Raw genomic sequence first — 26,723 nt, 5'->3', positions numbered from 1 at the left:
CAAGGTTATGGGTGAATTTACAATCAGTAGCCGCGATGTGATGCGGGCAAACGCCGGCAATGCGGCTGACCCCGGCACCGGGCGGGGGCAGTTGCGCGAGCAGGTCATTGGTGCGGTTAAGGCGGTGCAACAGCAAAATAATGCTGCGCCGGCAGCAGATGCCGCCAAAGAAGACCAGGCATCGTTGCAATCGACCGCCAGTTCGGCGCAGCTGGCCGAACAAATTGACCAGCTGAATAAAGCGGAGACGATCCGCAATACCAGCTTGCAGTTTGTGATGCAGGAAAATAACGAATCCCCCGTCGTACAGGTCATCGACAAAGACAGCGGCGATGTCATACGGCAAATTCCATCGGAAGTTGCGCTTAAGATCGCTAAAGCTATCGATGAATTGGTCGATAACCCAGATAGTCGAAGCGGAAATCTGTTCGACAGCAGTATTTAAAGGAGGCCTATTATGGCAAGTATTTCATCCCTCGGGGCACAATCCGGGCTAGACTTAGAAGGAATCGTGCAGGCAACAGTAGATGCCGAGCGAACGCCTAAGGTTAATCGCCTGAATCGACAAGAAAGTAACTTGTCGGTGGAGCTCTCGTTTATCGGGGAGCTGAAATCCGTCATGTCCGACTTTAAAGATGCAGCAGCAAAACTGGCTGATGTTGACCAATACAGCCAAAACAAAACCACGGTAACGCAACCGGAGTCGGGCGATATTATATCGGTATCGAGTGACGGTGATGCGGCGCCGGGCAGTTTTGACGTCGAAGTGGTGAATATGGCGAAGGGCAGTCGTGCAACGTCAACGATCGGCGCCTTTACCGATGCTGATCAAGTGGTGAGCACCCAGGCGGGGAGCCTGACGTTTACGGCCGGAGAAAATAGTTTCACAGTCGACGTAGCAGCCGATGCAACATTAGATGACATTCGTCAACAGGTTAATGACGCAGAAGATAACTTTGGTGTGACCTTCAACATTATTAACACGGGCTCGGAAGCGCGCTTGGTCGCCACTTCGTCAGAGACCGGTGCGGGCAATGATATTGAAATTACCAACACCAATGCGGATTTTGATGCGTTATCGACAGTCGCTAATGGGGGCGGTGCCGGGGGGATGACGATTGCTGCCGATGATCAGGCGACAGATGCGTTAATTCGTGTTGATGGTATCGATGCAACCAGTGCTGATAACACCTTTGAGGATGTCATTCAGGGTTCAACCATTACCGTCGAAGGCGAGTCGCAGAACGGTGAAACCGCCACCATGCGTATTGCTGAAGACAACAGCGCGGTGCGTAAAAACATCGACGGGTTTGTTAAGGCGTATAATGGTGTCATTGGTTTACTTGATCAGGCGGGCGCGGAAGGCGCTCAGTTCCAGGGCGATGCCACGGTACGCAGTATTGAAAACCAGATGCGGCGCTTTTTAAGTGCTGAATCCGGTGGTCTGAGCATGTTTAACGCCGGTTTTGGTATTGGTGAAGACGGCAAGTTGCAGCAGGAAAACACCTTAACCAGTGTTAGTGAAGTGGCGAATGAGCGTTTTGGTGACTTTGAAAAGTTATTTGCCGGTGAAAATGGTTTAGCAACCCGCATCGAAGACTACGTTGATACCTATACCAGTTTTGGTGGTTCGCTGCAGTCACGAACAGATTCATTAAATAACCGCTTAGATCGTGTCGATGACCAGCGCGAACAGCTTAATCAGCGTCTGGAGCAATTAGAAAATCGGCTGAGACAGAAATATTCGGGGCTTGACTCTTTACTGGGTCAGCTACAGTCGACCAGTAACCGGTTAGACCAACAGTTGAGCGGTCTGCCAGGCTTTGGCGGCAATAAAGAATAATCAGCAACGATAGAGGTTCGTTATGAATAGCAAGCTTAAAAATTACACCCGTGACAACGTGCGTAATCGCCTGGAAGACGCTGACCCGTATACGGTCATTCAAATGTTGATGCAAGGCGTGCTGGAAAACTGCAGTTACGCTAAAGGTGCGATTGAGCATAAAAATATGGAAAAGAAAGGCCACCATATTGGCCGTGCTCAAGCGATCCTCGAGTCGTTAATTGTTAGCCTGAACCCGCAAGCCGGCGCCGATGCTACCGATAATCTGATCGGTTTATATGGCTACATGAGTGACCGGTTAATGACTGCTTCGGTTGAGTTGGATACGAAAATTATCGACGAAGTGATGTCATTGATGATTGAGATTAAAAGTGCGTGGGATCAGATACCGATGGAAGCACGCCAGGAAGCCCACGAAGTACTGGGTAAGTTGCACGCCGAAGAAGACGCGGCGCATCAGCAAGAAGTGCAACGTATTGCCAGCAGTGCCTAAGTCGCTGACACATGGCTGCTAACCCGCAAGAGAAAATCAGCGCCCTCGCTGAGCAATTCAAAACAGCCGTTGCTGAGGAAGACTTCGCAACGGCAGAATCCTCACTGCAACAGTTAGACAAGGCAATCAACGCATTACCGGATGACTGGCAGCAGGACCAGACGCTGGTCGAATTATTGCTGGATGTCCAACAGACCCTCGCCACCTATCAACAACAGCTTAGTGATGCCCACGGCGACGCCCGACAACAATTAGATAAGTTGGGCAAAAGCAAAAAAGGCGTTAAGGCGTATACCAAATAGCTGTATGTAGGCTATCTCTTAATTTCCTCTTACATCATTTAAATTTGACTAGACTTTAATCCATTCTCAATGATGTTGACAGAAGTCAACATGCAGCTATAATGGAGTTTCTATCAAAAGGCACCCTAATAAGGAAATTCAGGCGGCTATCAACTTTGCATTAGTTTACGGCTGGCGCTTTATCCCGAGCCGAGGTCACGCATTTGGACGCTTAAAATGCTCCAAAGGACACAGGCAGCACCAATTAAGTGTTTGGTCGACGCCAAAAGATCCAAAAGCCCACGCACGAAGGATAGTAAAGCAAGTTATGGTTTGTGAGGAGTCAATATGACTGTTTATAGTTTTTCGTTGGTGCTAAATGGCGTTAATAGTGAGATGCCGAAACTCGAAGATCAATTGTACGAAGCGGGTTGCGACGATGCTTTGGTTTGCTTCTATGGACGAACTGTTTACTTGGTTTTTGATCGCGAATCAGAAAGTTTTAGGCAAGCCGTCTTGTCTGCTATTCAACAAATAGAGTCACTAGTAGGTTGTCGAGTCAAATCGGTGGATGCCGGTGGTTATGTCGGGGTCAGTGATATTGCCGAACGAAGCGGATTAACAAAACAATCAATTTCATTATTGAAGGAGGGTAAACGCGGCAAAGGTGATTTTCCCTCCCCGTTATATCGTCTCTCAGGTAAGCAGCCATTATGGCAATGGAGCGAGATAGCAGAGTGGCTTTCGAATTACGATAAATTGCCACAGAACCTGGCGCAAAATGCAGAGCTTGTTAACGACTTAAACCTAGCTTTACAGTTGAGAGAACCGAGCGTCAAGAAAAAGGTGGATGTGTTACTGGATGAATTGAATACTTAACTGAGTTAATCGAAGTTAGCGATAGTAACAAAAAAACCGACCAGCACGTTACCGTGGGTCGGCTTTTTCAGTGTTAATGGCGATCGCGCGGAACGCCGTTAACAGCGAATGCTGATTAAAGCGCTTGGATCTTAGCGTTCAAACGGCTCTTATGACGTGCCGCTTTGTTTTTGCTGATCAGGCCTTTAGTTGCGTAACGATCCAGCATTGGCGCTACGTCTTTAAGTGCTGCAGTTGCAGCTTCTTTGTTTTTACTCTCAATCGCAGCATTTACGCGCTTGAGGTATGTACGCATCATTGAGCGACGGCTTGCATTGTGGCGGCGATTTTTCTCGGCTTGGATCGCACGCTTTTTAGCAGACTTAATGTTAGCCAAGGTGAACTCCTAAAATTCGTTAACTTACGCTTGTCTTATAAAGGCCGCAGATTATGCCTTTTCTGACGGAAAAGTCAACAGCTATCCGGGAAAAAAGATGGCTTTTTGCGGACTGCGTCCGCGGCGGTTTTCGGCTTCGCCGAGGCTGTTTGGGCCTCCGGCCCGGCTATTTGCCGCTTCGCGACGGCTTTTTGCAGCGTGCCTTCGGCCGCTGCGGCCTTTTGCGGCTCGCTGCGCTTGCCGAGGGGGCGAAATACTATTTGCGTTACCCAAACAGCAAAAGGCTAAGCATCTAATTGTAAAAGCATAGCAAATTTGCGATATTTCTCACACAACAAAGACCATAATTGCCTCGGCGAGCAAAGCGAGCCGAAAAAGCCGCGCCGCAGGCGCAAATAGCCGCTGCGAGCGTAGCAAGCAGCAAACAGCCTCGGCGAAGCCGAAAACCGCCGCGGACAAGGTCCGCAAACAGCCGTCGCGCAGCGACAAATAGCCGTTGGCGAAGCCAACAAAGGATTGTTGTGTCGAAGTCCCTTTTAAAATCCGGATTCATCGTCAGCTTCATGACCCTTATTTCGCGGGTTCTGGGCTTGGTGCGCGATGTGGTTATTGCCAACCTAATGGGCGCGGGTGCAGCGGCGGATGTGTTCTTTTTTGCCAACAAAATACCCAACTTTTTAAGACGCTTGTTTGCCGAGGGCGCGTTTGCGCAGGCATTTGTACCGGTGCTGACCGAATATAAGCAGGGCAGGGAGCTGCCCGAGCAGCAGCTATTAATTGCGCGGGTATCCGGCACGCTAGGCACGATTATTACGGTAGTCACCATTTTTGGCGTTATTGCCTCGCCGGTCGTGACGGCATTGTTTGGTATGGGCTGGTTTCTGGACTGGTGGAACGACGGTCCGCAGGGCGAGAAGTTTGTGCTGGCCAGCGATTTGCTGCGCATCACCTTTCCTTATTTGTGGTTTATCACCTTTACCGCTATGGCGGGGGCGATCCTTAATACGCTGGGCAAGTTCGCGGTAGCGGCGTTTACCCCGGTATTTTTGAATATTGCCATTATCACTGCCGCCATTTGGCTGGCGCCTAACCTGGAACAGCCGGAATATGGTCTCGCCTGGGGCGTGTTTTTTGGTGGCCTGATCCAGTTGTTGTTCCAAATTCCGTTTTTGAAAAAAGCGGGGTTGTTGGTGAAGCCGCAGTGGGGCTGGAAAGATCCGGGCGTCACTAAAATTCGCAAACTGATGCTGCCGGCCATTTTCGGAGTGTCCGTAAGTCAGATTAATTTATTGCTCGACACGCTTATTGCGAGCTTCCTGATGACCGGCTCGATTAGCTGGCTGTACTACTCTGATCGCCTGCTTGAATTCCCGTTGGGCTTGTTTGGCATCGCCATAGCCACGGTCATATTGCCGGCACTTTCATCGCGACACGTGGATAAATCACCGCAAGAATTTACCAAAACCCTCGATTGGGGCATTCGCATGGTGCTGATCCTGGGTGTGCCGGCCATGGCTGGGCTGTTCTTTTTGGCCGAACCCATGCTGATGGTGCTGTTTATGCACGGTGCATTTAGTCCTGACGACGCACGCATGGCGTCCTATAGCCTGATGGCGTATTCCGCCGGCTTGCTGAGTTTTATGCTGGTAAAAGTGCTCGCCACCGGATTTTATTCGCGCCAGGACACTAAACGCCCGGTAAAATTCGGTATCATCGCGATGGTCGCCAATATGGTCTTTAACATCGCCCTGGCAATACCCTTTAGCTATGTCGGTTTGGCCATGGCAACCGCCGCTTCCGCCGCCATCAATGCCGGTTTACTCGGTTTTACATTATATAAAGAAGGGGTATTAAAAGCCCAGCCCGGCACCTGGCGTTTTATTATTCAGGTGATTATCGCCACCGCTGTAATGGTCGCCGCCATCCAATGGTTCAGCCCCGCCACCGAAGCCTGGCGCACCACCTCCGTCATCGAACGTCCCTGGCTGCTCGCGCAAGTTATCGGTCTAGGCGCCGCAGCGTACTTGGTCACCTTGCTCATCACTGGCCTGCGGCCAAGGCACATCGCAGGCCACCGTTGAGGTCGGTTTTTTCGCCTCGCGCCGCAGGCGCGAGCAGTTATCGGTTGAGCAAGGCGCGAAGCGCCGCCAAGCAAGCGGACAAAGTCCGCGCCTAGCAAACCGCAAGCGCAGCGACGCGGAGCCAAGCAAGCCCCGCAGGGGCGCCTAGCGCTCCGCTTCAAACAGCCGTGGTTTAACGCTTAGCTTTAAGTTATAATCGGCGCTTTCTTAAACACAGCAAAAACAGGGTACGGACTCGCCCGTCATGGAACTCATTCGCGGTACACACAATTTGCGCGCAAAGCACCGGGGTTGCGTATTAACCATCGGCAACTTTGACGGCGTGCACCTTGGCCACCAGGCAGTACTGCAGCAAGTCTGTGCGAAGGCAAAAGCGCTGGGTGTGCCCGCTGCTGTGATGACGTTTGAACCTCAGCCACAGGAACTTTTTCAGCCGGAAAAAGCCCCGGCACGGCTAACTAACTGGCGTGAAAAATACCTGGCCTTGCGCGACCAGGGCGTCGACCGCCATATCGTTATTGAGTTTAATAAAAAATTCGCCAGTCAACCGGCACGGGAATTTATTGAAAAAACCTTAGTCGACAAGCTGGGTGTAAAATTCCTGGTGGTGGGCGATGACTTTCGCTTTGGCTTTAAGCGTGAAGGCGATTTTGAACTACTGACTAAAGCGGGCAAAGAGCTGGGCTTTGAAGTGGTGGATACACGCAGCTACCGGCAGCAACAACAGCGGGTTAGCAGTACCGCGATCCGACAAGCGTTGAATGAAGGCGACTTCGAAAACGCCGAAGCGATGCTCGGCCGCCCTTACCAAATGCAGGGCAAAGTAGTACACGGCCGCAAAAACGGCCGCACCATCGGCTTCCCCACCGCCAACATCCCGCTAAAACGCCTAAAAAGCCCCCTACACGGCGTCTTCGCCGTAAAGGTAACCCTCGGCGAAGCCGAAAATAGCAGCTGCGGCCGCGACGAGCGAAGCGAAGTCGCCAACAGCCGGGCCGAAGGCCCAAACAGCCGTTGCGCAGCAACAAACAGCCGCCGCGAAGCGGCAAAAAGCCGTGCCGAAGGCACATACCAAGCTGTCGCCAACCTCGGCACACGGCCAACGCTAAACGGCGACGAAGTCCAATTAGAAGTGCATTTATTCGATTTTTCAGGCAATCTATACGGTCAGCACGTGACCGTTACACCGGTTGCCAAATTACGGGCCGAGCAGCGGTTTGCCTCGCTCGATCAATTAAAACAGCAAATTCAAAAAGATGCCGCTCGTGCTAAGCAATTACTGGCGCAACACACAGCTGAAAGCTAGCGCGATGTCGTTAAAAAATGCGGAAATGGAAACAGTGACCCATGAGTGATTACAAGCATACGTTAAACCTGCCGGACACGGCGTTCCCGATGCGCGGCAACCTGGCGCAACGCGAACCTAAAATGCTACAAGACTGGTACGCCGATGATCTTTACGGAGAAATTCGTAAAGCCAAAGCGGGCAAGCCCAGTTTTATTTTGCATGATGGCCCTCCGTACGCTAACGGCAAAATTCATATCGGTCACGCGGTTAACAAAATTCTGAAGGACGTTATCGTAAAAGCGAAGACGCTGAGTGATTTTGACGCGCCTTATGTGCCGGGCTGGGACTGTCACGGCCTGCCAATCGAGCTGCAAGTCGAGAAAAAACACGGCAAACCGGGTAAAAAACTGGATTTAGCCCAGTTCCGCGAAAAATGCCGCGAGTACGCGCACACGCAAATCGACCAGCAACGCGAAGACTTCAAACGCTTAGGGGTGTTTGGTGATTGGGATAACCCTTATCTGACCATGAACTTTAAGCAGGAAGCCGACAGCGTTCGTGCACTGGCAAAAATTATTGATAACGGCCACCTGCATCAGGGCTTTAAACCAGTGCATTGGTGTACCGACTGTGGTTCGGCGCTGGCTGAAGCAGAAGTCGAGTATAAAGACAAAACCTCGCCGGCGATTGACGTCAAAATGCCGTTGGCTGCCACCGAAGAAGCGCTAAGTCGTTTTAGCACGCCGGAAGGGCACACCGGCGAAGGCAAACTGAGCATGGTTATCTGGACTACCACGCCATGGACCGTTCCGGCCAACCGCGCGGTAACTCTGGCCGAAGGCCTGGAGTACGCGTTGGTGCAAATCGAAAAAGACGATGAGCATGAGGCTGAGCGCCTGATCATAGCCAGTGACCTGGTTAACGACTGTATGGACCGCTGGAACATCAATCATTACCACAAACTCGGTTTTGCCACCGGTAAAGACATCGAAGGGCTACAGCTGAATCATCCGCTGTACGACTTTAACGTACCGGTTATTTTAGGCGATCACGTGACCACCGAAAGCGGTACCGGTTGTGTACACACCGCGCCGGGCCATGGTGTTGATGACTTCTTAGTCGGTCAAAAATACGGTCTCGAGGTTTACAATCCGGTGGGTGACAACGGCGTTTACAAAGACGACACGCCATTGTTTGCCGGTCAGCACGTGTTTAAAGCCAACGAACCTATTGTGGATGCCTTGCGCGATGCCGGTAACCTGATGCATGCCGAGGCTTACGAGCACTCGTATCCGCATTGCTGGCGCCATAAAACGCCGATTATTTTCCGTGCCACACCGCAGTGGTTTATCAGCATGGAAAAACAAGGCCTGCGCCAGAAAGCGCTGGAGCAAATCAAAAAAGTCGGTTGGTTCCCCGAGTGGGGCGAAAGCCGTATTGCGTCGATGGTCGAAGGCCGTCCGGATTGGTGTATCTCGCGTCAACGTACCTGGGGTAACCCCATTGCTGTGTTTGTGCACCGCGAAACCGAAGAATTGCACCCGAACACGCTGGAATTAATGGAAAAAGTCGCGCAGCTAATTGAAAAAGACGGCGTGCAGGCGTGGTTCGATTTAGAGCCGGAAACCTTATTAGGCGACGAAGCTAAGGACTATCGCAAAGTCACCGATACGCTGGACGTCTGGTTTGATTCGGGCGTGACGCACCACTGTGTACTGCGTGAATTTAAAGGCTTGAGCTGGCCGGCGGATTTATACTTAGAAGGTTCGGATCAGCACCGCGGTTGGTTCCAGAGCTCGTTGGTGACTGGTGTTGCGATGTACGAAGAAGCGCCGTATCACCAGGTGCTGACGCACGGCTTTACCGTTGATGCCAAGGGCCGCAAAATGTCCAAGTCCATCGGCAACGTGGTGGCGCCGCAAGACGTGATGAACAAGCTCGGTGGCGACATCCTGCGCCTGTGGGTTGCTTCAGCGGATTACTCCGGCGAAATGACGGTATCGGACGAAATTCTGAAGCGCTCGGCTGACGCGTATCGTCGTATCCGTAATACCTCGCGCTTCTTGCTCGCTAACTTAAGCGGCTTTGAGCCCGCCGAGCACAGTGTTGCGATGCAGGACATGGTTGAGCTGGATCGCTGGATTGTCGGCCGTGCCGCCGACCTGCAAAAACAGTTGGTAGAGCATTACAACAACTACCAGTTCCTGACGGTGGTGCAAAAACTGATGCACTTCTGCTCTATCGAGCTGGGTAGCTTTTATCTGGATATCATCAAGGATCGCCAGTACACCGCTAAATCAGATAGCCTGGCGCGCCGCTCGTGTCAGACGGCTTTACATCATATCGCCGAAGCGCTGGTGCGCTGGATGGCGCCGATTTGTAGCTTTACCGCGCAGGAAATCTGGGAACTGTTACCGGGCGAGCGCTCAAAATACGTGTTTACCGAAGCCTGGTACGCCGGTTTTGACGAGTTTGCCGGGGTAAAAGACGAAGAAAACCAGTTCTGGATGCAGTTGCTGGAAGTGCGTGACAATGTTAACCAGGCGCTGGAACAGGCACGTCGCAATGATGCGATTGGTGGCTCGTTGCAGGCTGAAGTGACCTTGTATGCCGATGACGCTCTGGCGCAAAAACTGTCGCGTTTAGGTGACGAGCTACGCTTTGCCTTGCTGACGTCGGAAGCCAGAGTTAAGCCGCTCGGCGAAGCAGGCGATGATGCGGTTAAAGCCGAGCAGTTGCCGCTGGCTGTTGCGGTCAACGCATCGGCGCATAAGAAATGTGAGCGCTGCTGGCATCATCGCGAAGAAGTCGGCACCATCGCCGGGCATGATGACCTGTGTCAGCGCTGCGTGACCAATATTGACGGAGCAGGTGAGGAACGTCGTTTTGCCTAATCAAATGCTTAAAAAACGCGCCTCTGGCTTGCGTTATCTGTGGCTTACGGTGTTGATGGTGATCGTTGATCAGATCACCAAGCTGTGGGTCGCAGCAGAATTTGAGTTGTACGAAAGCCGCGTGATTATCGATGGTTTGTTCAACTTTACCTATGTGCATAACTACGGCGCTGCGTTTAGCTTTTTAAGTGATGGCGGCGGCTGGCAACGCTGGTTCTTTACCGTTATCGCGGTGGCCATCAGTGCGGTGCTGTTGATTTGGCTGCGCCGTAACCCGGTGAGTTTCTGGCGTCAAAACTTGTCTTTTGCGCTGATTCTATCCGGTGCTATTGGCAACGTGGCGGATCGTATGATGTACGGTTATGTCATCGACTTTTTAGACGTGCATTATCAGGGCTGGCACTGGCCGGCCTTTAATATTGCCGATATGGCGATTACCATTGGTGCCGCGTTAATGTTACTCGAAGCCTTTGTCGATAACCGTCGTGACGACGAGCGCAAGGGTCAAAACCAAGAGGGTAATAAGTAGTATGAGCCGTTTACCCATAGAAGATGGCCGCGAAGTGGTCATGCACTTTACCATCAAGTTGACTGATGGCTCGGTTGCTGACAGTACCAAGATGTCGGGTAAGCCGGCCAAGTTCCGTATGGGCGATGGCAGCCTGACCGACAACTTTGAGGCTTGCCTGGTTGGTTTGCGAGCCGGTGCTAAACGCGAGTTTACGCTGGAGCCTAAAGATGCCTTTGGCGAGCCGAACGAGGACAACTACTATTACGTAGACTCGTCTAAGTTCAGCGAGGAAACCAAGCCGGAAGTCGGCGCAATTTTGGCGTTCACGCAGCCCGACGGTACCGATTTACCGGGAATTGTGCGCAAAATTAATGGTCCAACGGTGACCATCGACTTTAATCATCCGTTGGCCGGGCAAACGGTCATCTTTGATGTCGAAATTATTAGTGTTGAGCCGTAATTCGCGTTAATCGCAGGCTCTGGAGGAATAATGCAAATACTGTTAGCCAATCCACGCGGGTTTTGTGCCGGTGTCGACCGTGCCATTACCATTGTTGAACGGGCGCTGGAGATTTTTGAACCACCGATTTATGTGCGTCACGAAGTGGTGCATAACAAGTACGTGGTTAACTCGCTAAAAGACGCGGGCGCAGTATTTGTCGAAGAGCTGGACGAAGTGCCGGATGACGCCATCGTTATTTTCAGTGCCCATGGGGTATCGCAGGCGGTGCGCCAGAATGCCAAAGATCGTGGTTTGAAGGTGTTCGACGCCACCTGCCCGTTAGTGACTAAAGTGCATATGGAAGTGACCCGTGCCAGCCGCAAAGGTCATGAATGCGTATTGATTGGTCACGCCGGCCACCCGGAAGTGGAAGGCACTATGGGCCAGTATGCTAATAAAGACGGCGGCATGTATTTAGTTGAGTCGCCGGCGGATGTTGAAAAACTCGAAGTGAAAGACCCGGACAACCTGCATTACATGAGCCAGACGACGTTATCGGTGGACGACACGGCTGATGTGATTGAGGCTCTACGCGCTAAGTTCCCCAATATTTCCGGGCCACGCAAAGATGATATTTGTTATGCCACCCAGAACCGCCAGGATGCGGTGCGTGAATTAGCCGGTGAAGCGGATGTGATGTTGGTGGTCGGTGCCAGCAATAGTTCAAACTCTAATCGCTTACGCGAATTGTCCGAGAAAATGGGCACACCAGCGTATTTGATTGACGACGCCAGCTGCATTAAACGCGAATGGCTGGACGACAAACCGCGTGTGGCCGTCACTGCCGGCGCCTCCGCACCGGAAGTCTTGGTACAGTCCGTTATTGAGCAGTTGCGCGAGTGGGGCGGCCAAACCGTCACCGAACGCGAAGGCCGCGCCGAAAACATCACCTTCTCCATCCCACCCGATCTGCGCCCCGCGTAGCTTGCGCTTTTCGTAGCTTGCGCCTTCGGCGCAAGGGCACTTTGCCGCATCCGCGACGGCTATTTGTGCCTTCGGCACGGCGGTTTGCAGCGAGCCTTCGGCCGCTGCGGCTGTTGGGATGAAATAAGATAAAAGCGGTAGGCGCGTTCGATTGGAGTTTTAGAGTTTTACATCCATCGATTGATGCAGGATTCTCACGATTAATAGTGATTCGACATTGAGCCTTCGATAAAAAATTAGGTGTTGGTTAAAACTAAGCTTGCTATAATTAGGCAGAATTTCATCACATGCTACGCCGCTTTCGGGAAAGTCTGCTAGCTGCATAATTCGACTATCAAAGGCTTTTAAGTAACTCTGCCTTTTGGAGCGACCCCATCGTTGTTCTGTGTAGCGAGCTATCGCTTTAATATCATTTTTCGCTAACGGACTGATCTTAATCCGCATTAATAACGCTCGTCATCCAATTCACTCACTATTGAAGCCATGTCGTAATCTGCTTTGCCGCTCATTTCACCTTCTTGCAATGCGTTTCTTAGCATTGAGAGCTTTTCCTCTCGCTCTTCTAATAGCCTTAACGCCGAACGAACCACTTCACTCGCGGAGCCATAGCGACCGCCTTGTATCTGTTGAGCAATGAAATTTTCAAAGTGAACACCAAGTGAAATACTTGTATTTTTAGCCATAAAGTAACTTTTCATCTTAAATACCAATATTTACCAATAATAATTACAAATAGAAATTAAGCAACTCAATCCATGAGTTATCGTAATCACTAACGTGTCAGCATAAACTTAAGGTTATAGTCGTCAGCGGACAGGGTTAAAACGGCTCGGTGTTCGTCGATGACATCGATTTGCCAGTCAATATCATGACTATCGACCGTTACTGCGCCGTCCCGCCATTGCGCTGCGATATCAGCATGCAACGACATCATGGCTTCGACTTGTTCAGCGCGTTGCTGCACTTTTAGTTGGGTCGCCAGGCCTAACTGCAATGCATACAAACTGCTGGTTAGCCAGATTGAGAAAATCGCCGCGGCCATCAGTACTTCGATTAACGAAAACCCGCTACTCTTGTTCAAGCTGCGCATAATAGGCCTGCTGCCGGGCAAATTGCTGCTCGTTACGTTGCTTTAACAGCAACCATTGCCGATGTTGTTGCGCTTGTAACGCCTGCGCCTTAAATAATAGTCCCGCCAGCGCCATCGAACTCAATGCTGTCAACGTCACCACCGTCATCAGTACCGCCAAACCTTGCTGCGACGACAAGTCAACGTGCCGCATCTAAAACCACCTCGCGATTAAAGGCATGAAAACTGTTATCTCGTGGTGATTTTGCCATTAAGGCTATCGACAGCGTGGGCAAACCCTGCGATTTAAACAGCTGCAGCGTTAGCGACTTAATCGCAACCGAATGGTAATGACTTAAACTTTGCCAGCCAGTAGTTGGGCAATAAGGAGCCAATGTATGGCGCTGCACTTGTTTATTCTTAACGCGATAGGCTAATTGGCGACCATCATACTGGGGCAGTAAGTAACAACTGCCAGCTAAATTAACTGCGTCGGGGTCAGCATCCACAATATCCTGAGTGAGCTGCTCTAATAACGACTGGGCGGTTAAAAAGGCTTTGGTTGAATCGCTGTGGCCCAATTGCTGCCCCATTTGCCACGCCCAGGTTTGTTGCACCGCCAGGATCACCAGTAGCCCCAGCGATGCGGCGACAATGACTTCTAGCAAGCTTGAACCGCGCTGGCGCGTTAACATGCGCGAAATCCGGGCAATACCATGCCAACGCTCTGACAACGGCGAATTCGGCCCAGGCCACTAATAATAATTTTGCTGCCGTAACCGGCATTTTGAAGTTCGATACTCCCGGCCCGCGCAAAGCCGCTATTACCCTCGAAAACCAGCGGCGAACCTGCACGAAAATTATGCTTAAGGCTCAAGCCATTGGGCAGCTCAGCCGCGATTGAATCAATAGCAATAGTAATTTGCCGGTTCTCAGCCATGGCAAAGGCCTTGCGCTGTTGCAACAACATTAAAATACGCTCGCTCCACACCTGCATTTGCACCCGTTCAGAGCTCTGTTGCAATCCCGGCATACCCGCCGCCAACAAGATCGCCACCACCGCCATCGACACCAACATTTCAAGCAAACTAAAGCCCATTGATTTCCCGTCCAAAACAACCCAGTGTAGATTTCCGACTCAAAACACGAATTGCGATTTGGCGTATAAATTCGTGCGCTATTTCGGCTTCGATGGGCTTTTTCGTCGGGGATACGCTTTGAACCGCCGTCACGCGGCTTCGCCGCTAAGCCGGCGGCTACACACGATCTGTTCGCGTTTCCGGGATGTGCCGTCATTTGAGGTTTTAACGGAATTCGACGTTGAATTCTTTTAAAACTCAGATCGTGACTGCCCCAAGATCTTAATTCATATCATAAGTACCCGCCGGTTTAGCGACCGCAGGGAGCGCACCGGCGGGGCGAAGCCCCCATCCGCCGAGGAATCCGAACTTGGCACACATCTTGAATAGACCAACCCCAGATACAAACTTTTGACGCGAGATACGATGTATGGCGAGTGGAGCAGAACGGCTCAATAGTTTAAAAGGCTTTGCGCAAAGAAATCCCCATTTAATCAAAGGCTTCGGTACGCCGATGGCGGTAATGGCGATTTTGGCGATGGTGGTTTTACCGATTCCGCCAATGATGCTGGATATCCTGTTCTCGTTCTCTATCACCTTGTCGCTCGTGGTTATGCTGGTTGCGGTATATACCCAACGGCCGCTCGATTTCGCCGCATTCCCCACGGTATTGCTGATCGCCACGGTATTACGGCTGTCTCTAAACGTCGCCTCAACCCGTATTGTCCTGCTTGAAGGGCACAACGGCCCGGGCGCTGCCGGTAGCGTTATCGAAGCCTTTGGTAGCGTGGTTATCGGCGGCAACTACACTGTTGGTTTAGTGGTATTCGCCATTCTCGTCATCATCAACTTCGTGGTTATTACCAAGGGTGCGGGTCGTATCTCGGAAGTTACTGCACGCTTTACCCTCGACGCCATGCCGGGTAAGCAAATGGCTATCGATGCCGACTTAAATGCCGGACTCATTAACCAGGAAGAAGCTAAACTGCGCCGTAGCGACGTCACCCGCGAAGCGGACTTTTACGGCTCTATGGATGGTGCCAGTAAATTTGTAAAAGGCGACGCCATCGCCGGTATCCTTATCCTGCTCATTAACATTGTCGGCGGCTTCCTGATTGGTATGCTCCAACACGGGCTGAGTTTCGGCGAAGCTATTGAAGTTTATACCCTGTTGACCATCGGTGACGGCTTGGTTGCACAAATTCCATCGCTGTTACTCTCGGTTGCCACCGCCATTATCATCACCCGCGAAAATGACACCAAAGACATGGGTGATGCGGTGGTGTTTCAGCTTATCGACAACCCCCGTGTATTGGTTATCTCCAGCGCTATTTTATTTGCCTTGGGCGTGATTCCCGGCATGCCGCACTTAGCGTTTTTAAGTATGTCGGCGATTCTGGCCGGCGCTGCCTATTTCAAAATCAAAAAGAGCGAGTCACAAGAAGGGGAGCTGGTCGAGCAGGAAAAACAAGAACAGCAACAACAGCAAACCCAAAAAGAACTTAGCTGGGACGACGTACGTCATGTTGACACATTAGGTCTGGAGGTTGGCTATCGCTTAATTCCGCTAGTGGACAAATCGCAAGGCGGCGAGCTGTTGTCGCGTATTAAGGGCGTGCGTAAAAAACAATCGCAGGAGTTTGGGTTCCTGGTCCCCTCGGTTCATATCCGCGACAACCTTGATTTAGGCCCTAACAGCTACCGCATTACTATGATGGGCGTGACCATGGGTGAAGCCGAAATTCGTCACGACTGGGAACTGGCCATTAATCCGGGTCAGGTATTTGGCGAACTCGAAGGCGAGAAAACCAAAGACCCTGCGTTTGGCTTAGATGCGGTATGGATCCGTCCGGAACAGCGCGAACACGCGCAAACTCTGGGCTATACCGTAGTCGATTCGGCGACTGTGGTAGCGACTCACTTAAGCCAAATTGTTACCAATCACGCATCGCAGCTACTCGGGCACGAAGAAGCTCAGGAATTACTGGATCGCCTGGGGCGCAGCCATCCGAAACTTACCGAAGGCCTTATTCCCGATATGTTGTCGCTGGGTAACTTCGTTAAAGTGCTGCAAAACCTGCTGGACGAGGGCATCGCCATCCGCGATTTACGCACTATTGTGCAGACCTTGGTGGAGTACGCACCGCGGAGTCAAGATCCCGACGTTCTGACCGCAGCCGTACGCATCGCGTTGCGCCGTTTGATTGTGCAGGATATCTCGGAAGGCGCGCCAGAGCTGCCGGTTGTAACGTTAGCGCCAGAGTTGGAACAGATGTTGCATCAGTCTCTGCAAGCCGCCGGTAATGAGGGCAATCAGCAGGGCGCAGGTATCGAACCCGGCCTGGCAGAACGCTTACAAACCTCATTACGCGACGTACATCAGCAACAGGAAATGAACGGAGAACCGTCAGTGTTGCTAACTTCGGGGCTACTGCGCTCGACTATGGCACGTTTTGCCCGTCACGCGACAGATGGCATGAGAGTACTGAGTTATCAGGAAATCCCCGACGATAAACAAATTCGGATAGTCAGCTCCATCGGCGGAAACCAAGCCGTGGGCCAGAATAGTTAGGATGGGAGTCGCTTGTGAAAATTAAACGCTTTTTTGCCGAAGATATGCGCCGCGCATTGCAGCAGGTAAAAGAAACCCTGGGCCCGGACGCTGTCATCATGTCCAACAAAAAGGTTAACGGCGGCATCGAAATAGTAGCCGCCGTAGACCCCGACGCCCAACAGCCAGCAGAGGAGGCGACTGCGCAGCAGGAGCCCACCCCAGCAAATTCCCTAACCGAACTCCTACAACGCCAATCAGCGAGTGCCGAAGGCACAAGCGCCCCGTTGGCGCGACAGCGAGTGCCGAAGGCACAAGCCCAACAGCCGCTGCGGCCGAAGGCACGCAGCAAACAGCCGCGCCGCAGGCGCAAACAGCCCGGCCGCAGGCCGACACAGCCGTGCCACAGGCGCACCCAGCCCACGCGCAGCGTGATGACGAAATCCCCGAGCACGTCACCGGCGGCTCAGCCGCAGAAATCGCCGAATTAAAAGCCCAAATTCGCGGCATAAAAGACCTACTGCAACACCAGCTAAGCGGCCTGATGAAGCAGGAAGTTGAACGTGAAGAACCTATCCGCGCAATGCTGACCAAGCGCCTGATGGGCATGGGATTAAGCGAACGTATCGCCGACCAGATCGCCTGCTTTATTCCCGAAGGCGGTGACGACGATGATAGTTGGGAGCAATGCCTACAATTGCTTGAAGGTCAGTTAAACACCACCGCTGACGATATTTTGACGCGTGGTGGCGCAGTGGCTTTAGTAGGCCCTACCGGCGTCGGCAAAACCACCACTATTGCTAAGTTAGCAGCGCGTTACGCCCAGCGCCACGGCGCTGACAACGTCGCGCTTATTACTACAGATACCTTCCGTATCGGTGCCAGTGAACAATTGCAGACCTATGGCCGTATTATTGGCTGTCCGGTCAAAGTCGCTAATAACGCCAAAGAACTGGCCGATGCGATGCTCACATTACGTGATAAATCATTGATTCTGATTGACACCGCGGGCATGGGGCAGCGCGATAAACGCTTAAACGACCAATTAGCGACCTTACTGCACAATAATCGTCTGCGCATTCGCCCATATCTGGTATTATCGGCTACTTCGCAAACACAAGTACTGAACGATGCGGTTAAGCAGTTTAAAACGCTGCCGCTGAGCGGCTGTATTTTTACCAAGCTCGACGAATGTCTGAGCCTGGGTGAGAGTATAAGTGTTGCCATCGAGCATGGCATGGCGGTAAGTTATCTAACAAATGGTCAGCAAGTGCCGGAAGACATGAAAGTGGCCGACGCCCACTATTTAGTGAGCGAAGCCGAACGCTTGTATGACAAAAGCATTTGTTCGAACATGGCAGAAATGCCAAAATCCTACTGGCAGTCTAGTATTAACTAAAGAAGTAGCGCGCACATGGACCAAGCAAGTGGCTTAAGAAGAATGAAACAATCTAAGATAAAAGTAATCGCAGTGACCGGTGGCAAAGGCGGCGTGGGTAAAACTAACGTGTCGCTGAATATGGCTATCGCGATGGCTCAACAGGGCAAACGCGTACTGGTACTGGATGCTGACTTAGGCTTGGCCAATGTGGACGTGATGCTGGGCTTGCGGGTACAAAAAAACCTCTCACACGTACTCGATGGCACTGCCGAGCTGCGCGATATTCTCATCGAAGGTCCGGCCGGTATTAAAATTGTCCCGGCGACTTCGGGCACACGTTCTATGGTTGAACTCTCCGAGCGCGAGCATGCCAGCCTGATTCAGGCTTTCAGCGATCTACAGCACGATTTTGATGTGTTAATTATTGATACCGCTGCCGGTATCGGCAACACCGTGGTCAGCTTTGCCAGAGCCTCGCAAGACGTTATCGTGGTGGTTTGCGACGAGCCCACCTCGATTACCGATGCTTATGCGCTGATGAAGGTGCTGAGCCGCGACCAGGGCGTGTTTAAATTTAAAGTGGTTGCCAATATGGTGCGCAACCTGCGCGACGGTCAGGTGCTGTTTAATAAGTTGACCAAGGTCACCGATCGCTTTTTAGATGTTGCGATAGAATTATCAGCAATTATTCCGTTTGACGAGAACTTACGTTTAGCCGTTCGCAAACAAAAAGCCATGGTTATGGCGCACCCCAAATCACCGGCGTCGCTGGCGATAAAAGCGTTGGCGAAAAAGGCTCTGGATTGGCCGATCCCGGCACAAGCCGGCGGTCATATGGAATTTTTCCTTGAACAATTAATAACTTCTGCCGATAACGCTAATAAGCAGGATGTTGCCAATGAATAAAGCGGCTGTTTACACTGCCCATGCCGATAATCGGCAGGCAATCATCGAACAACATACCGGCCTGGTAAAACGTATTGCCCATCACATGATGGCGCGATTGCCGGCGAGCGTACAAGTCGATGACTTAATACAGTCCGGTATGATTGGCTTATTAGAAGCTGCCCGTAACTTTGACGGTAGCAAAGGCGCCAGTTTCGAAACCTTTGCCGGTATTCGTATTCGTGGCGCGATGTTAGACGAGATACGCCGCGGCGACTGGGCACCACGTTCGGTGCATCGAAATCACCGCCGTGTTTTAGAGGCTATCCGGTTGGTCGAAAACGACACCGGCCGCGATGCCAAAGACGTTGAAGTGGCTGAGCGACTGGAGATGTCGCTGGATGAATATCACGCTATCCTGCGTGATGTAAACTCGGGGCGCATTATCGGAATGGAAGATCTAGGCGTGTCAGAAGACGCCATTATTCCGGAACAAGTTACCGGCTCGCACTATGAGCCACAGCGGGATGTAGAGAACGATGCCTTTCATCGGGCGCTGGCTGATACCATTTCGACGTTGCCAGAACGTGAAGCTTTAGTGCTTTCGTTGTATTATGATGAAGAATTAAATTTAAAAGAGATTGGCGAAGTGCTCAGTGTGAGCGAATCGCGAGTCAGTCAAATTCATAGTCAGGCTATGTTGCGTCTTAAATCACGGATGCAAAACTGGGTTGACTAAACGTGGTAATCGAGAGCCTCAGTGGAGGGAGCTTTGGATAAAAATATGAAAATTCTTGTTGTTGATGACTTTTCAACAATGAGACGAATCATCAAAAACTTGTTGCGTGATTTGGGCTTCACCAATATTCAGGAAGCCGATGACGGCAATACCGCGCTACCCATGTTGCAACAGGGTGACTTTGACTTTGTCGTAACCGACTGGAACATGCCGGGCATGCAGGGTATCGATTTGCTTAAGGAAATTCGCAAAGACGATAACTTGTCGCACCTACCGGTATTAATGGTAACCGCAGAAGCCAAGCGTGAGCAGATTATTCAGGCTGCGCAGGCAGGGGTTAACGGCTACATCGTTAAGCCATTCACTGCAGTGACGCTTAAAGAAAAGCTCGACAAAATTTTCGAACGTATTAGCTAAAAGGGCGAGCCACCATGACTGAGCAAGCCCATAATGTTTCGTTAGAGCAAGCGCGAGAGTTGGTTGAACTGCTTGAAGCAGGTCAGCAGAACAAAGCCAATGACAAGCTCGACGAAATGTTTGATCGTCGCAACGACAAGTTATTCACTTCTGTCGGCCAGCTGACGCGAGACCTCCACGAAGCGCTGCAGGACTTTCAGCTCGATCCGCGTATTGTGCAGTTGACCGAAGACGATCTGCCCGATGCCCAAAACCGCTTGCAGTATGTCATTCAAAAAACTGAGGATGCGGCCAACCGCACCATGGATGCCGTTGAAGCGTGTTTGCCGATGGCGGATGACATGCATCAAAAAATCGACCGATTAATGCCACAGTGGCAAAAACTCATGGACAATGACATTCAGTTAGACGAGTTTAAGTCGCTATGTCACGGCGTTGACGATGTATTGAAGTCGTGTGGCAGTAACATGCCACAGATCCATAGTCTGATGACCGAAGTATTGATGGCACAGGATTTTCAGGATATCACCGGACAGGTTATCCGCCGGGTTATACAACTGGTCGAAGACGTCGAGAAGAATCTGATTGAATTGTTAAAACTTTTTGGTGATGACGCCAAAAAAGTTACTAAGCAAGAGCCAAAAGCGGCCGATAAAAATCAAGCAGAGGGACCGATTATTGACGCCGACAAGCGCGATGACGTGGTTCATGGTCAGGACGATGTTGATGATTTACTGTCCAGTTTAGGATTCTAGGAGCAGCACTCGCATGAGCTTTGAAATGGACGAAGATATTCTACAGGATTTTTTGATAGAGGCCGGGGAGATACTCGAGCAACTATCTGAACAGCTGGTAGAGCTGGAAAATGATCCTGAGAATTCCGACTTGCTGAATGCTATTTTCCGTGGCTTCCACACGGTTAAAGGCGGCGCTGGATTTTTGAATGTACACGCGTTGGTCGATACCTGTCACGGTGCCGAAAACGTGTTCGATACCTTGCGTAACCATCAGCGTAAAGTCACCTCAGAGCTTATGGACGTGATCCTGCAGGCACTGGACACCATTAATGCGCAGTTTGCGCAGTTGCAAGCGCGAGACGAGCCGGAAGCGGCGTCTGACGAATTATTACAAGCGTTGCATAAGTTAAGCGAACCAGAGACCGAAGACGAGAGCGCTGCTGCTGAGAGTGTTGCGGAAGCTTCGCCAGAATCTGAACAACCAGCAGCCGAACAACCAGCTGCAGAGCAACCATCGTCTGACGGTGGTATTGACGAAATTCAGGATGACGAATTTGAAGCGCTGCTGGACGAGCTTCACGGCAGTGGCAAAGGTCCTGGTGCTAACAAAGCTGATGACGCGGCTGCAGCGGATGATGCAGCTCCTGCTTCCGGCTCTGGTAAAGACGACGACGAAATAACCGACGATGAATTCGAAGCCCTGCTGGACGAATTACACGGCAGCGGCAAAGCGCCGACCAGCGCCGAAAAACAGCAAGAAGCGCAGAAAAAAGCAGATAAGTCGGATGATGACGAAATTACTGACGATGAATTTGAATCATTGTTAGACGAATTGCACGGCCAGGGCAAAGCCCCGACCACAGCCGATAAACCGGCGCAGCAAAAGGCAAGCCCTAAACCAGGCGAGGCCTCTAAACCCGCCGAAGGCGCCAAACCGGCCGCAGGCCCCAAACCAGGCGAAGCCTCTAAACCAGCGCAGCCGAAGGCAAGCGCCAAACCCGCCGCAGGCCCCAAACCAGACGCTGCCGCCGCAAAGCCACCCGAAACCACCGTCCGTGTCGATACCAAACGTCTCGACGATATCATGAACATGGTCGGTGAGCTGGTGTTGGTGCGTAACCGTTTGCTGAGTCTGAGCAACAACGATGACGCCGAAAACGCTCAGGAAATGAGCAAAGCCATTTCGAACCTGGATGTGGTGACCGGCGACTTGCAGGGCGCGGTAATGAAAACTCGTATGCAGCCAATCAAGAAAGTCTTTGGTCGCTTCCCACGGGTGGTACGTGACCTGGCGCGCAGCCTGAAAAAAGAAATTAACCTGGAAATGTACGGCGAAGACACCGATCTGGATAAAAACCTGGTCGAGGCGCTGGCCGATCCGCTGGTGCACTTGGTGCGTAATTCGGTAGACCACGGCATCGAAATGCCTGACGATCGTGTGGCCAAAGGCAAACAACGCCAGGGTACGGTAACTTTATCGGCGTCGCAGGAAGGCGACCATATTATGTTGTCGATAAAAGATGACGGTGCCGGTATGGACGCGGAAAAACTCAAGCAAATCGCCATTAAACGCGGGGTGCTGGACGAAGACAGCGCCGCCCGTATGAGCGACGAAGACGCCTATAACCTGATTTTTGCTGCCGGCTTCTCGACCAAAGAACAAGTCTCGGAAGTATCCGGACGCGGCGTGGGTATGGACGTGGTAAAAACCAAGATCTCGCAGCTTAACGGCAGTGTTAAGATCAATTCGGAGCTCGGCAAAGGCACTGAATTGATGATCAAAGTGCCGCTGACATTGGCTATTTTGCCGACCCTGATGGTGGCAGTAAAACAGCAGACGTTTGCCTTGCCGTTAGCGGTAGTTAGCGAGATTATTGACCTCGATATGAGCAAAACCAACACCGTCGATGGGCAGTTAACGCTGATTGTACGTAATCGTGCGATTCCGTTGTTCTTCCTGGAGAAATGGCTGGTGCGCAATCCTGATGGCTCAGCCCGCGACGAGAATGGTCACGTTGTGGTGGTGCAAATCGGCAATCAACAAGTTGGCTTTGTGGTTAATGCGTTGATTGGTCAGGAAGAAGTCGTGATTAAGCCGTTGGATAAATTATTACAGGGTACGCCGGGTATGGCCGGCGCGACCATCACCAGTGACGGTGGTATTGCGCTGATTATTGATGTACCCAGCATGCTGAAGTATTACGCTAAACGTTAACGGATAACCCTCCACATGACAGTACGAGTTCTGGTGGTAGATGACTCGGCGTTTTTTCGCCGCCGGGTCACTGAGATCCTCGAACAAAACAGCCGCTTAGAAGTTATCGGCTCTGCTAACGACGGTCGCGAGGCCGTCGACAAGGCTCAATCCCTTCGCCCTGACGTCATTACCATGGACATCGAAATGCCGGTAATGAATGGCATCGACGCAGTCAAAGAAATTATGCGCTCGGCGCCGTGCCCGATTTTGATGTTCAGCTCATTGACCCATGAGGGCGCAACCGCAACCTTAAATGCCCTGGAAGCCGGTGCGGCTGATTTTCTGCCGAAAAAATTTGAAGATATCGCCCGTAATCGCGACGAAGCGGTAAAAACCCTGCAGGATCGGGTGCTGGCCATTGCCAACGATACCGGTGCCCGCTCAACCCGCGCGGCAACCCCGCCGCCACCGTCAGCAACGCCACGGAGCTCGACGCCGTCGACACGAACTACCACGACCCGGGATTCTTCAGGTTCGGCGCTGGATCGTATTCGCCAACGCAGTGAAGAGCGTCAACGCCAGCGGGGCGAGGCGACAGCGCCGGCCAGCGTAGCGGCTAACAGTTTAACAATTAATCGGGCCTACCAAGTTCTGGCCATCGGCACCTCCACCGGCGGCCCGGTCGCGCTACAAAAAATTCTAACCCAATTACCCGCTGATTTTCCCTACCCGATTGTTATGGTGCAACATATGCCGGCGGCGTTTACCAAGGCATTTTCGCAACGGCTCGACGGGCTGTGTAAAGTGCGGGTCAAAGAAGCCGAAGACGGCGATGTACTGCGCCCCGGGCAGGCGTATCTGGCACCGGGCGGCAAGCAAATGATCGTCGATGGCACCAGCAGCAATGCCCGTCTGCGCATCAAAGAAGACAACAGTGGCCGGGTCACTTACAAACCGAGTGTGGATATTACCTTTGCCAGTTTATCAAAATTATTCGGCGGCAAGGTATTAGGTGTGATTTTGACCGGCATGGGCGCCGATGGCCGTGAAGGGGCGCGGATGCTTAAGCAAAAAGGCGCCACCATTTGGGCACAGGACGAAGCCAGTTGCGTGGTTTACGGTATGCCGCAGGCAGTCGCTTCGGCCGGTATTTCGTCGCGTAGCATTAGCCTGAACGAAATGGCCAAAGCTATTGTTAAAGAAGTGGGATATCACTAACCATGATCGTATGGACAGTCGCCAACCAAAAAGGTGGCGTGGGTAAAACCACCACCACGGTTGCCTTAGCCGGGTTGCTGGCTGAGCGCGGCCAACGTGTACTGTGCATAGATACCGATCCGCACGCGTCGCTGACCTACTACCTGGGCTTTGACTCCGAAGAGTTGCCGGCCAGTGCTTATGACGTTTTTGTTGCGGGCAAGAACATTACCCGCGAGCAGATTCAGCAGACCATATTACCCAGCGAAGTCGACAATTTGCATGTCATGCCGGCCACCATGGCGCTGGCCACACTCGACCGCAAACTGGGTAATCAGGGCGGTATGGGGCTGGTGTTAAAACGTGCGCTGGCGCTAGTCGCGCAAGATTATGATTATGTTTTAATCGACGTACCGCCAGTGTTAGGGGTGTTAATGGTCAATGCGCTGGCCAGCTGTCATCGGGTGTTGATACCGGTGCAAACCGAATTTTTAGCGTTAAAAGGGCTGGATCGAATGATGCGCACGTTAACGCTGATCCAGAAATCCCGCGGGCACGGCTACAGTTATACTATTATTCCGACGTTGTACGACAAACGTACGCGGGCATCGCTGGATACCTATAAAAAACTGGTTGAACGTTACGGCAAGTCGGTTTGGAGTGGCATGATCCCCATCGATACCAAATTTCGTGATGCCAGTAATCAGCAACTACCGCCATCGGTGTATGCACCGAAATCACGCGGCGTACTGGCGTATCAGAGTTTATTGACCCATCTTCAGCAATTAGCACAGCAGGATACAGCATGAGCGGCAGCGATAAAGCGATGATGGAATACCTCAACGCTCTGCTTGAGGAAGAGAAAAAGCCCGTAGCCGAGTTCAACGACGAACCGATAAAAAAGCTGCTGCAAAAAGCAACCGTAGCGCGCGAAGCGCCCAAACCGCGAGACGAAGTCGAGCCCGAACCGGTCGCAGACCCCGCCCCGCGCGAAGCGCCTAAACCGCGAGACGAAGTCGAGCCTAAACCGGTCGCAGACCCTACACCGCGCAAAGCGCCTAAACCGCGAGATGAAGTCGAGCCCAAACCGCTCGCAGACCCTATGCAGGAATATCAAAAAGACGATTTCCAGGCATTGTTCTTCCGTGTCGCCGGGCTAACCTTAGCGGTGCCGCTAAAAAGTTTGGGGGGTATTCACACGCTCAGCAAAATTAGCCCGATAATCGGCAAACCGTCCTGGTTCAAAGGAATCATGACTGAACGTGAAGAAAAACTACAAGTGGTCGATACAGCTAGATGGGTGATGCCGGAAAAAATCACGCCGGAGCTGGAAGAAAAAATCGAATATCAGTATTTGATAACGCTCAACGACAGCCCCTGGGGCTTGCTGTGCGAAGAGTTGGTTGATAGTGAGCCCTTGCACCCGGACTCGATCCAGTGGCGCAGCGGGGTTAACGAAAAGCGCCCCTGGCTTGCCGGCGTGGTACGCGATCGCATGTGTGCATTGCTCGATGTTAACGCATTGATTACACTGCTTGATAATGGTTTGGGACATATTAAAAAATAATGTATGTCGGGTCCTGACACGACATACCATGGTCCGTGCTAACGTGCGTCAGGACGCACGCTACGGATTTACTGGGTGGTCGCGTGTTGATGCGGCTAAAATACCCGTGCGTCAGGACGCACGCTACGGATTTACTGGGTGGTCGCGTATTGATGCGGCTAAAATACCCGTGCGTCAGGACGCACGCTACGGATTTACTGGGTGGTCGCGTGTTGATGCAGCTAAAATACCCGTGCGTCAGGACGCACGCTACGGATTTACTGGGTAGGTCGCGTCCTGACGCGACATTTAAAGACGCGGAGCAATACTATGGCGACGGAAACTCGAAACGTGAAAGACAACAGAAAAAACAACGACGCAGAAGCAAATGACGAAGTATTGCAGTGGGTAACTTTTCAACTAGAAGAAGAAACCTACGGCATCAACGTAATGCAGGTGCAGGAAGTACTGCGCTACAGCGAAATTGCGCCGGTCCCCGGAGCACCAAACTACGTACTCGGTATCATTAACCTGCGCGGTAACGTCGTCACGGTTATCGACACCCGTTTGCGTTTTGGTTTGCCGCAAACCGAAGTCACCGACAGTACCCGCGTAGTGATCATCGAGTCTGAAAAACAGGTCATCGGTATTTTGGTCGACAGCGTCGCCGAAGTTGTTTACCTGAAAAAGTCAGAAATCGATACCGCACCTAACGTTGGTACCGACGAGAGCTCACGCTTTATTCAGGGTGTAAGCAATCGTGACGGCGAACTGCTGATTTTGGTCGATCTGGATAAGATGCTGACCGATGACGAGTGGGACGAAATCTCACGGTTAGGTTAACAGACGGAGT

29 protein-coding genes and 1 pseudogene are annotated in these 26,723 nt (G+C 51.8%); 23 read left to right on the top strand and 7 right to left on the bottom strand.

Features of this window, described 5'->3' with window-relative positions:
* Positions 1 to 7: 7 nt before the first annotated feature.
* The 5 genes from KZ771_RS07550 to KZ771_RS07530 all read left to right on the top strand — a co-directional run bounded on the left by KZ771_RS07550 (position 8) and on the right by KZ771_RS07530 (position 3,496).
* Positions 8 to 445, top strand: a complete 438-nt coding sequence (locus KZ771_RS07550) for a flagellar protein FlaG (protein ID WP_290652654.1) — start codon at positions 8 to 10, stop codon at positions 443 to 445.
* 12 nt (positions 446 to 457) lie between these two features.
* Positions 458 to 1,843: a flagellar filament capping protein FliD gene (fliD, locus tag KZ771_RS07545; RefSeq protein ID WP_290652652.1), complete on the top strand. Its 1,386-nt coding sequence runs from the start codon at positions 458 to 460 to the stop codon at positions 1,841 to 1,843.
* Positions 1,844 to 1,865: 22 nt separating this feature from the next.
* Positions 1,866 to 2,336: a flagellar export chaperone FliS gene (gene fliS, locus KZ771_RS07540; RefSeq protein WP_290652650.1), complete on the top strand. Its 471-nt coding sequence runs from the start codon at positions 1,866 to 1,868 to the stop codon at positions 2,334 to 2,336.
* An 11-nt stretch (positions 2,337 to 2,347) separates the two neighbouring features.
* Positions 2,348 to 2,638 carry a hypothetical protein gene (locus tag KZ771_RS07535; protein ID WP_290652648.1) on the top strand — a complete coding sequence of 97 codons (291 nt, stop codon included), beginning with the start codon at positions 2,348 to 2,350 and terminating at the stop codon, positions 2,636 to 2,638.
* Between the two features lie 327 nt (positions 2,639 to 2,965).
* Positions 2,966 to 3,496 (top strand): hypothetical protein, encoded by a 531-nt coding sequence (locus KZ771_RS07530; RefSeq protein ID WP_290652646.1) that lies wholly within the window; start codon positions 2,966 to 2,968, stop codon positions 3,494 to 3,496.
* A gap of 115 nt (positions 3,497 to 3,611) precedes the next feature.
* On the opposite strand, the gene rpsT is transcribed toward KZ771_RS07530, so the two are convergent.
* On the bottom strand, positions 3,612 to 3,872 hold the full coding sequence (rpsT, locus tag KZ771_RS07525) for a 30S ribosomal protein S20 (RefSeq protein WP_133540202.1): 261 nt from the start codon (positions 3,870 to 3,872) through the stop codon (positions 3,612 to 3,614).
* 521 nt (positions 3,873 to 4,393) lie between these two features.
* Between rpsT and murJ the strand changes: the two genes are divergently transcribed.
* The 6 genes from murJ (at position 4,394) to ispH (ending at position 12,072) form a co-directional block, all read left to right on the top strand.
* Positions 4,394 to 5,953, top strand: coding sequence for a murein biosynthesis integral membrane protein MurJ (gene murJ / locus KZ771_RS07520; RefSeq protein ID WP_290652644.1), 1,560 nt, complete (start codon positions 4,394 to 4,396; stop codon positions 5,951 to 5,953).
* A gap of 244 nt (positions 5,954 to 6,197) precedes the next feature.
* Positions 6,198 to 7,259 carry a bifunctional riboflavin kinase/FAD synthetase gene (gene ribF, locus KZ771_RS07515; RefSeq protein WP_290652642.1) on the top strand — a complete coding sequence of 354 codons (1,062 nt, stop codon included), beginning with the start codon at positions 6,198 to 6,200 and terminating at the stop codon, positions 7,257 to 7,259.
* Positions 7,260 to 7,300: 41 nt separating this feature from the next.
* Positions 7,301 to 10,135, top strand: a complete 2,835-nt coding sequence (ileS, locus tag KZ771_RS07510; protein WP_290652640.1) for an isoleucine--tRNA ligase — start codon at positions 7,301 to 7,303, stop codon at positions 10,133 to 10,135.
* A gap of 4 nt (positions 10,136 to 10,139) precedes the next feature.
* Positions 10,140 to 10,664, top strand: coding sequence for a signal peptidase II (gene lspA, locus KZ771_RS07505; RefSeq protein ID WP_290569578.1), 525 nt, complete (start codon positions 10,140 to 10,142; stop codon positions 10,662 to 10,664).
* Between the two features lies 1 nt (position 10,665).
* On the top strand, positions 10,666 to 11,106 hold the full coding sequence (gene fkpB / locus KZ771_RS07500) for an FKBP-type peptidyl-prolyl cis-trans isomerase (protein WP_133540196.1): 441 nt from the start codon (positions 10,666 to 10,668) through the stop codon (positions 11,104 to 11,106).
* Between the two features lie 30 nt (positions 11,107 to 11,136).
* Positions 11,137 to 12,072 carry a 4-hydroxy-3-methylbut-2-enyl diphosphate reductase gene (gene ispH / locus KZ771_RS07495; RefSeq protein ID WP_290652638.1) on the top strand — a complete coding sequence of 312 codons (936 nt, stop codon included), beginning with the start codon at positions 11,137 to 11,139 and terminating at the stop codon, positions 12,070 to 12,072.
* 159 nt (positions 12,073 to 12,231) lie between these two features.
* On the opposite strand, the gene KZ771_RS14325 is transcribed toward ispH, so the two are convergent.
* The 6 genes from KZ771_RS14325 to KZ771_RS07470 form a co-directional block, all read right to left on the bottom strand.
* Positions 12,232 to 12,516, bottom strand: a complete 285-nt coding sequence (locus KZ771_RS14325) for a type II toxin-antitoxin system RelE/ParE family toxin (protein WP_365996472.1) — start codon at positions 12,514 to 12,516, stop codon at positions 12,232 to 12,234.
* Positions 12,516 to 12,755, bottom strand: a complete 240-nt coding sequence (locus KZ771_RS07490) for a type II toxin-antitoxin system ParD family antitoxin (protein ID WP_133540194.1) — start codon at positions 12,753 to 12,755, stop codon at positions 12,516 to 12,518. The genes KZ771_RS14325 and KZ771_RS07490 overlap by 1 nt, the downstream gene beginning before the upstream one ends.
* 89 nt (positions 12,756 to 12,844) lie before the next feature.
* A complete protein-coding gene (locus KZ771_RS07485; RefSeq protein WP_290652636.1) occupies positions 12,845 to 13,162 on the bottom strand; it encodes a type II secretion system protein in 318 nt (105 codons plus the stop codon).
* A complete protein-coding gene (locus KZ771_RS07480) occupies positions 13,140 to 13,355 on the bottom strand; it encodes a Type II secretion pathway-like protein (RefSeq protein ID WP_290652634.1) in 216 nt (71 codons plus the stop codon). The genes KZ771_RS07485 and KZ771_RS07480 overlap by 23 nt, the downstream gene beginning before the upstream one ends.
* The gene (locus KZ771_RS07475; protein WP_290652632.1) at positions 13,342 to 13,836 is read right to left on the bottom strand and encodes a hypothetical protein; all 495 of its coding nucleotides are present in this window, start codon (positions 13,834 to 13,836) and stop codon (positions 13,342 to 13,344) included. The genes KZ771_RS07480 and KZ771_RS07475 overlap by 14 nt, the downstream gene beginning before the upstream one ends.
* Positions 13,830 to 14,240, bottom strand: a complete 411-nt coding sequence (locus tag KZ771_RS07470; RefSeq protein WP_290652630.1) for a prepilin-type N-terminal cleavage/methylation domain-containing protein — start codon at positions 14,238 to 14,240, stop codon at positions 13,830 to 13,832. Before KZ771_RS07470 ends, KZ771_RS07475 begins: the two co-directional genes overlap by 7 nt.
* Positions 14,241 to 14,650: 410 nt before the next feature.
* On the opposite strand from KZ771_RS07470, the gene flhA reads away from it, so the two are divergent.
* The 12 genes and pseudogenes from flhA to KZ771_RS07410 all read left to right on the top strand — a co-directional run bounded on the left by flhA (position 14,651) and on the right by KZ771_RS07410 (position 26,713).
* Entirely contained in the window at positions 14,651 to 16,792 is a 2,142-nt protein-coding gene (gene flhA, locus KZ771_RS07465) for a flagellar biosynthesis protein FlhA (protein WP_290652628.1), read from the top strand.
* A 14-nt stretch (positions 16,793 to 16,806) separates the two neighbouring features.
* A pseudogene (gene flhF / locus KZ771_RS07460) lies at positions 16,807 to 18,170 on the top strand (flagellar biosynthesis protein FlhF).
* A 15-nt stretch (positions 18,171 to 18,185) separates the two neighbouring features.
* Positions 18,186 to 19,058, top strand: a complete 873-nt coding sequence (locus KZ771_RS07455; protein ID WP_290569531.1) for a MinD/ParA family protein — start codon at positions 18,186 to 18,188, stop codon at positions 19,056 to 19,058.
* Entirely contained in the window at positions 19,051 to 19,776 is a 726-nt protein-coding gene (locus KZ771_RS07450) for an RNA polymerase sigma factor FliA (RefSeq protein WP_290652626.1), read from the top strand. Before KZ771_RS07455 ends, KZ771_RS07450 begins: the two co-directional genes overlap by 8 nt.
* Positions 19,777 to 19,809: 33 nt before the next feature.
* Positions 19,810 to 20,193, top strand: coding sequence for a chemotaxis response regulator CheY (gene cheY / locus KZ771_RS07445; protein WP_133540185.1), 384 nt, complete (start codon positions 19,810 to 19,812; stop codon positions 20,191 to 20,193).
* A gap of 14 nt (positions 20,194 to 20,207) precedes the next feature.
* On the top strand, positions 20,208 to 20,948 hold the full coding sequence (locus KZ771_RS07440; protein WP_290652624.1) for a protein phosphatase CheZ: 741 nt from the start codon (positions 20,208 to 20,210) through the stop codon (positions 20,946 to 20,948).
* A gap of 13 nt (positions 20,949 to 20,961) precedes the next feature.
* Positions 20,962 to 23,145: a chemotaxis protein CheA gene (locus KZ771_RS07435; RefSeq protein ID WP_290652622.1), complete on the top strand. Its 2,184-nt coding sequence runs from the start codon at positions 20,962 to 20,964 to the stop codon at positions 23,143 to 23,145.
* Between the two features lie 15 nt (positions 23,146 to 23,160).
* Entirely contained in the window at positions 23,161 to 24,345 is a 1,185-nt protein-coding gene (locus tag KZ771_RS07430; RefSeq protein ID WP_290652620.1) for a chemotaxis response regulator protein-glutamate methylesterase, read from the top strand.
* Between the two features lie 2 nt (positions 24,346 to 24,347).
* Positions 24,348 to 25,133 (top strand): ParA family protein, encoded by a 786-nt coding sequence (locus KZ771_RS07425; protein ID WP_290652618.1) that lies wholly within the window; start codon positions 24,348 to 24,350, stop codon positions 25,131 to 25,133.
* Complete coding sequence (locus tag KZ771_RS07420) at positions 25,130 to 25,891, top strand: chemotaxis protein CheW (protein WP_290652616.1); 762 nt, start codon at positions 25,130 to 25,132, stop codon at positions 25,889 to 25,891. The genes KZ771_RS07425 and KZ771_RS07420 overlap by 4 nt, the downstream gene beginning before the upstream one ends.
* A 28-nt stretch (positions 25,892 to 25,919) precedes the next feature.
* The gene (locus tag KZ771_RS07415) at positions 25,920 to 26,159 is read left to right on the top strand and encodes a hypothetical protein (RefSeq protein WP_290652614.1); all 240 of its coding nucleotides are present in this window, start codon (positions 25,920 to 25,922) and stop codon (positions 26,157 to 26,159) included.
* A 41-nt stretch (positions 26,160 to 26,200) separates the two neighbouring features.
* Entirely contained in the window at positions 26,201 to 26,713 is a 513-nt protein-coding gene (locus KZ771_RS07410; RefSeq protein WP_133540179.1) for a chemotaxis protein CheW, read from the top strand.
* The last annotated feature ends 10 nt before the right edge of the window (positions 26,714 to 26,723 follow it).

It is taken from the genome of Idiomarina sp. (genome assembly GCF_019431395.1).
Taxonomy (GTDB): domain Bacteria; phylum Pseudomonadota; class Gammaproteobacteria; order Enterobacterales; family Alteromonadaceae; genus Idiomarina.
Note: the sequence above shows the minus strand (reverse complement) of the source record. Positions and strands in the feature narration are given on the sequence as shown.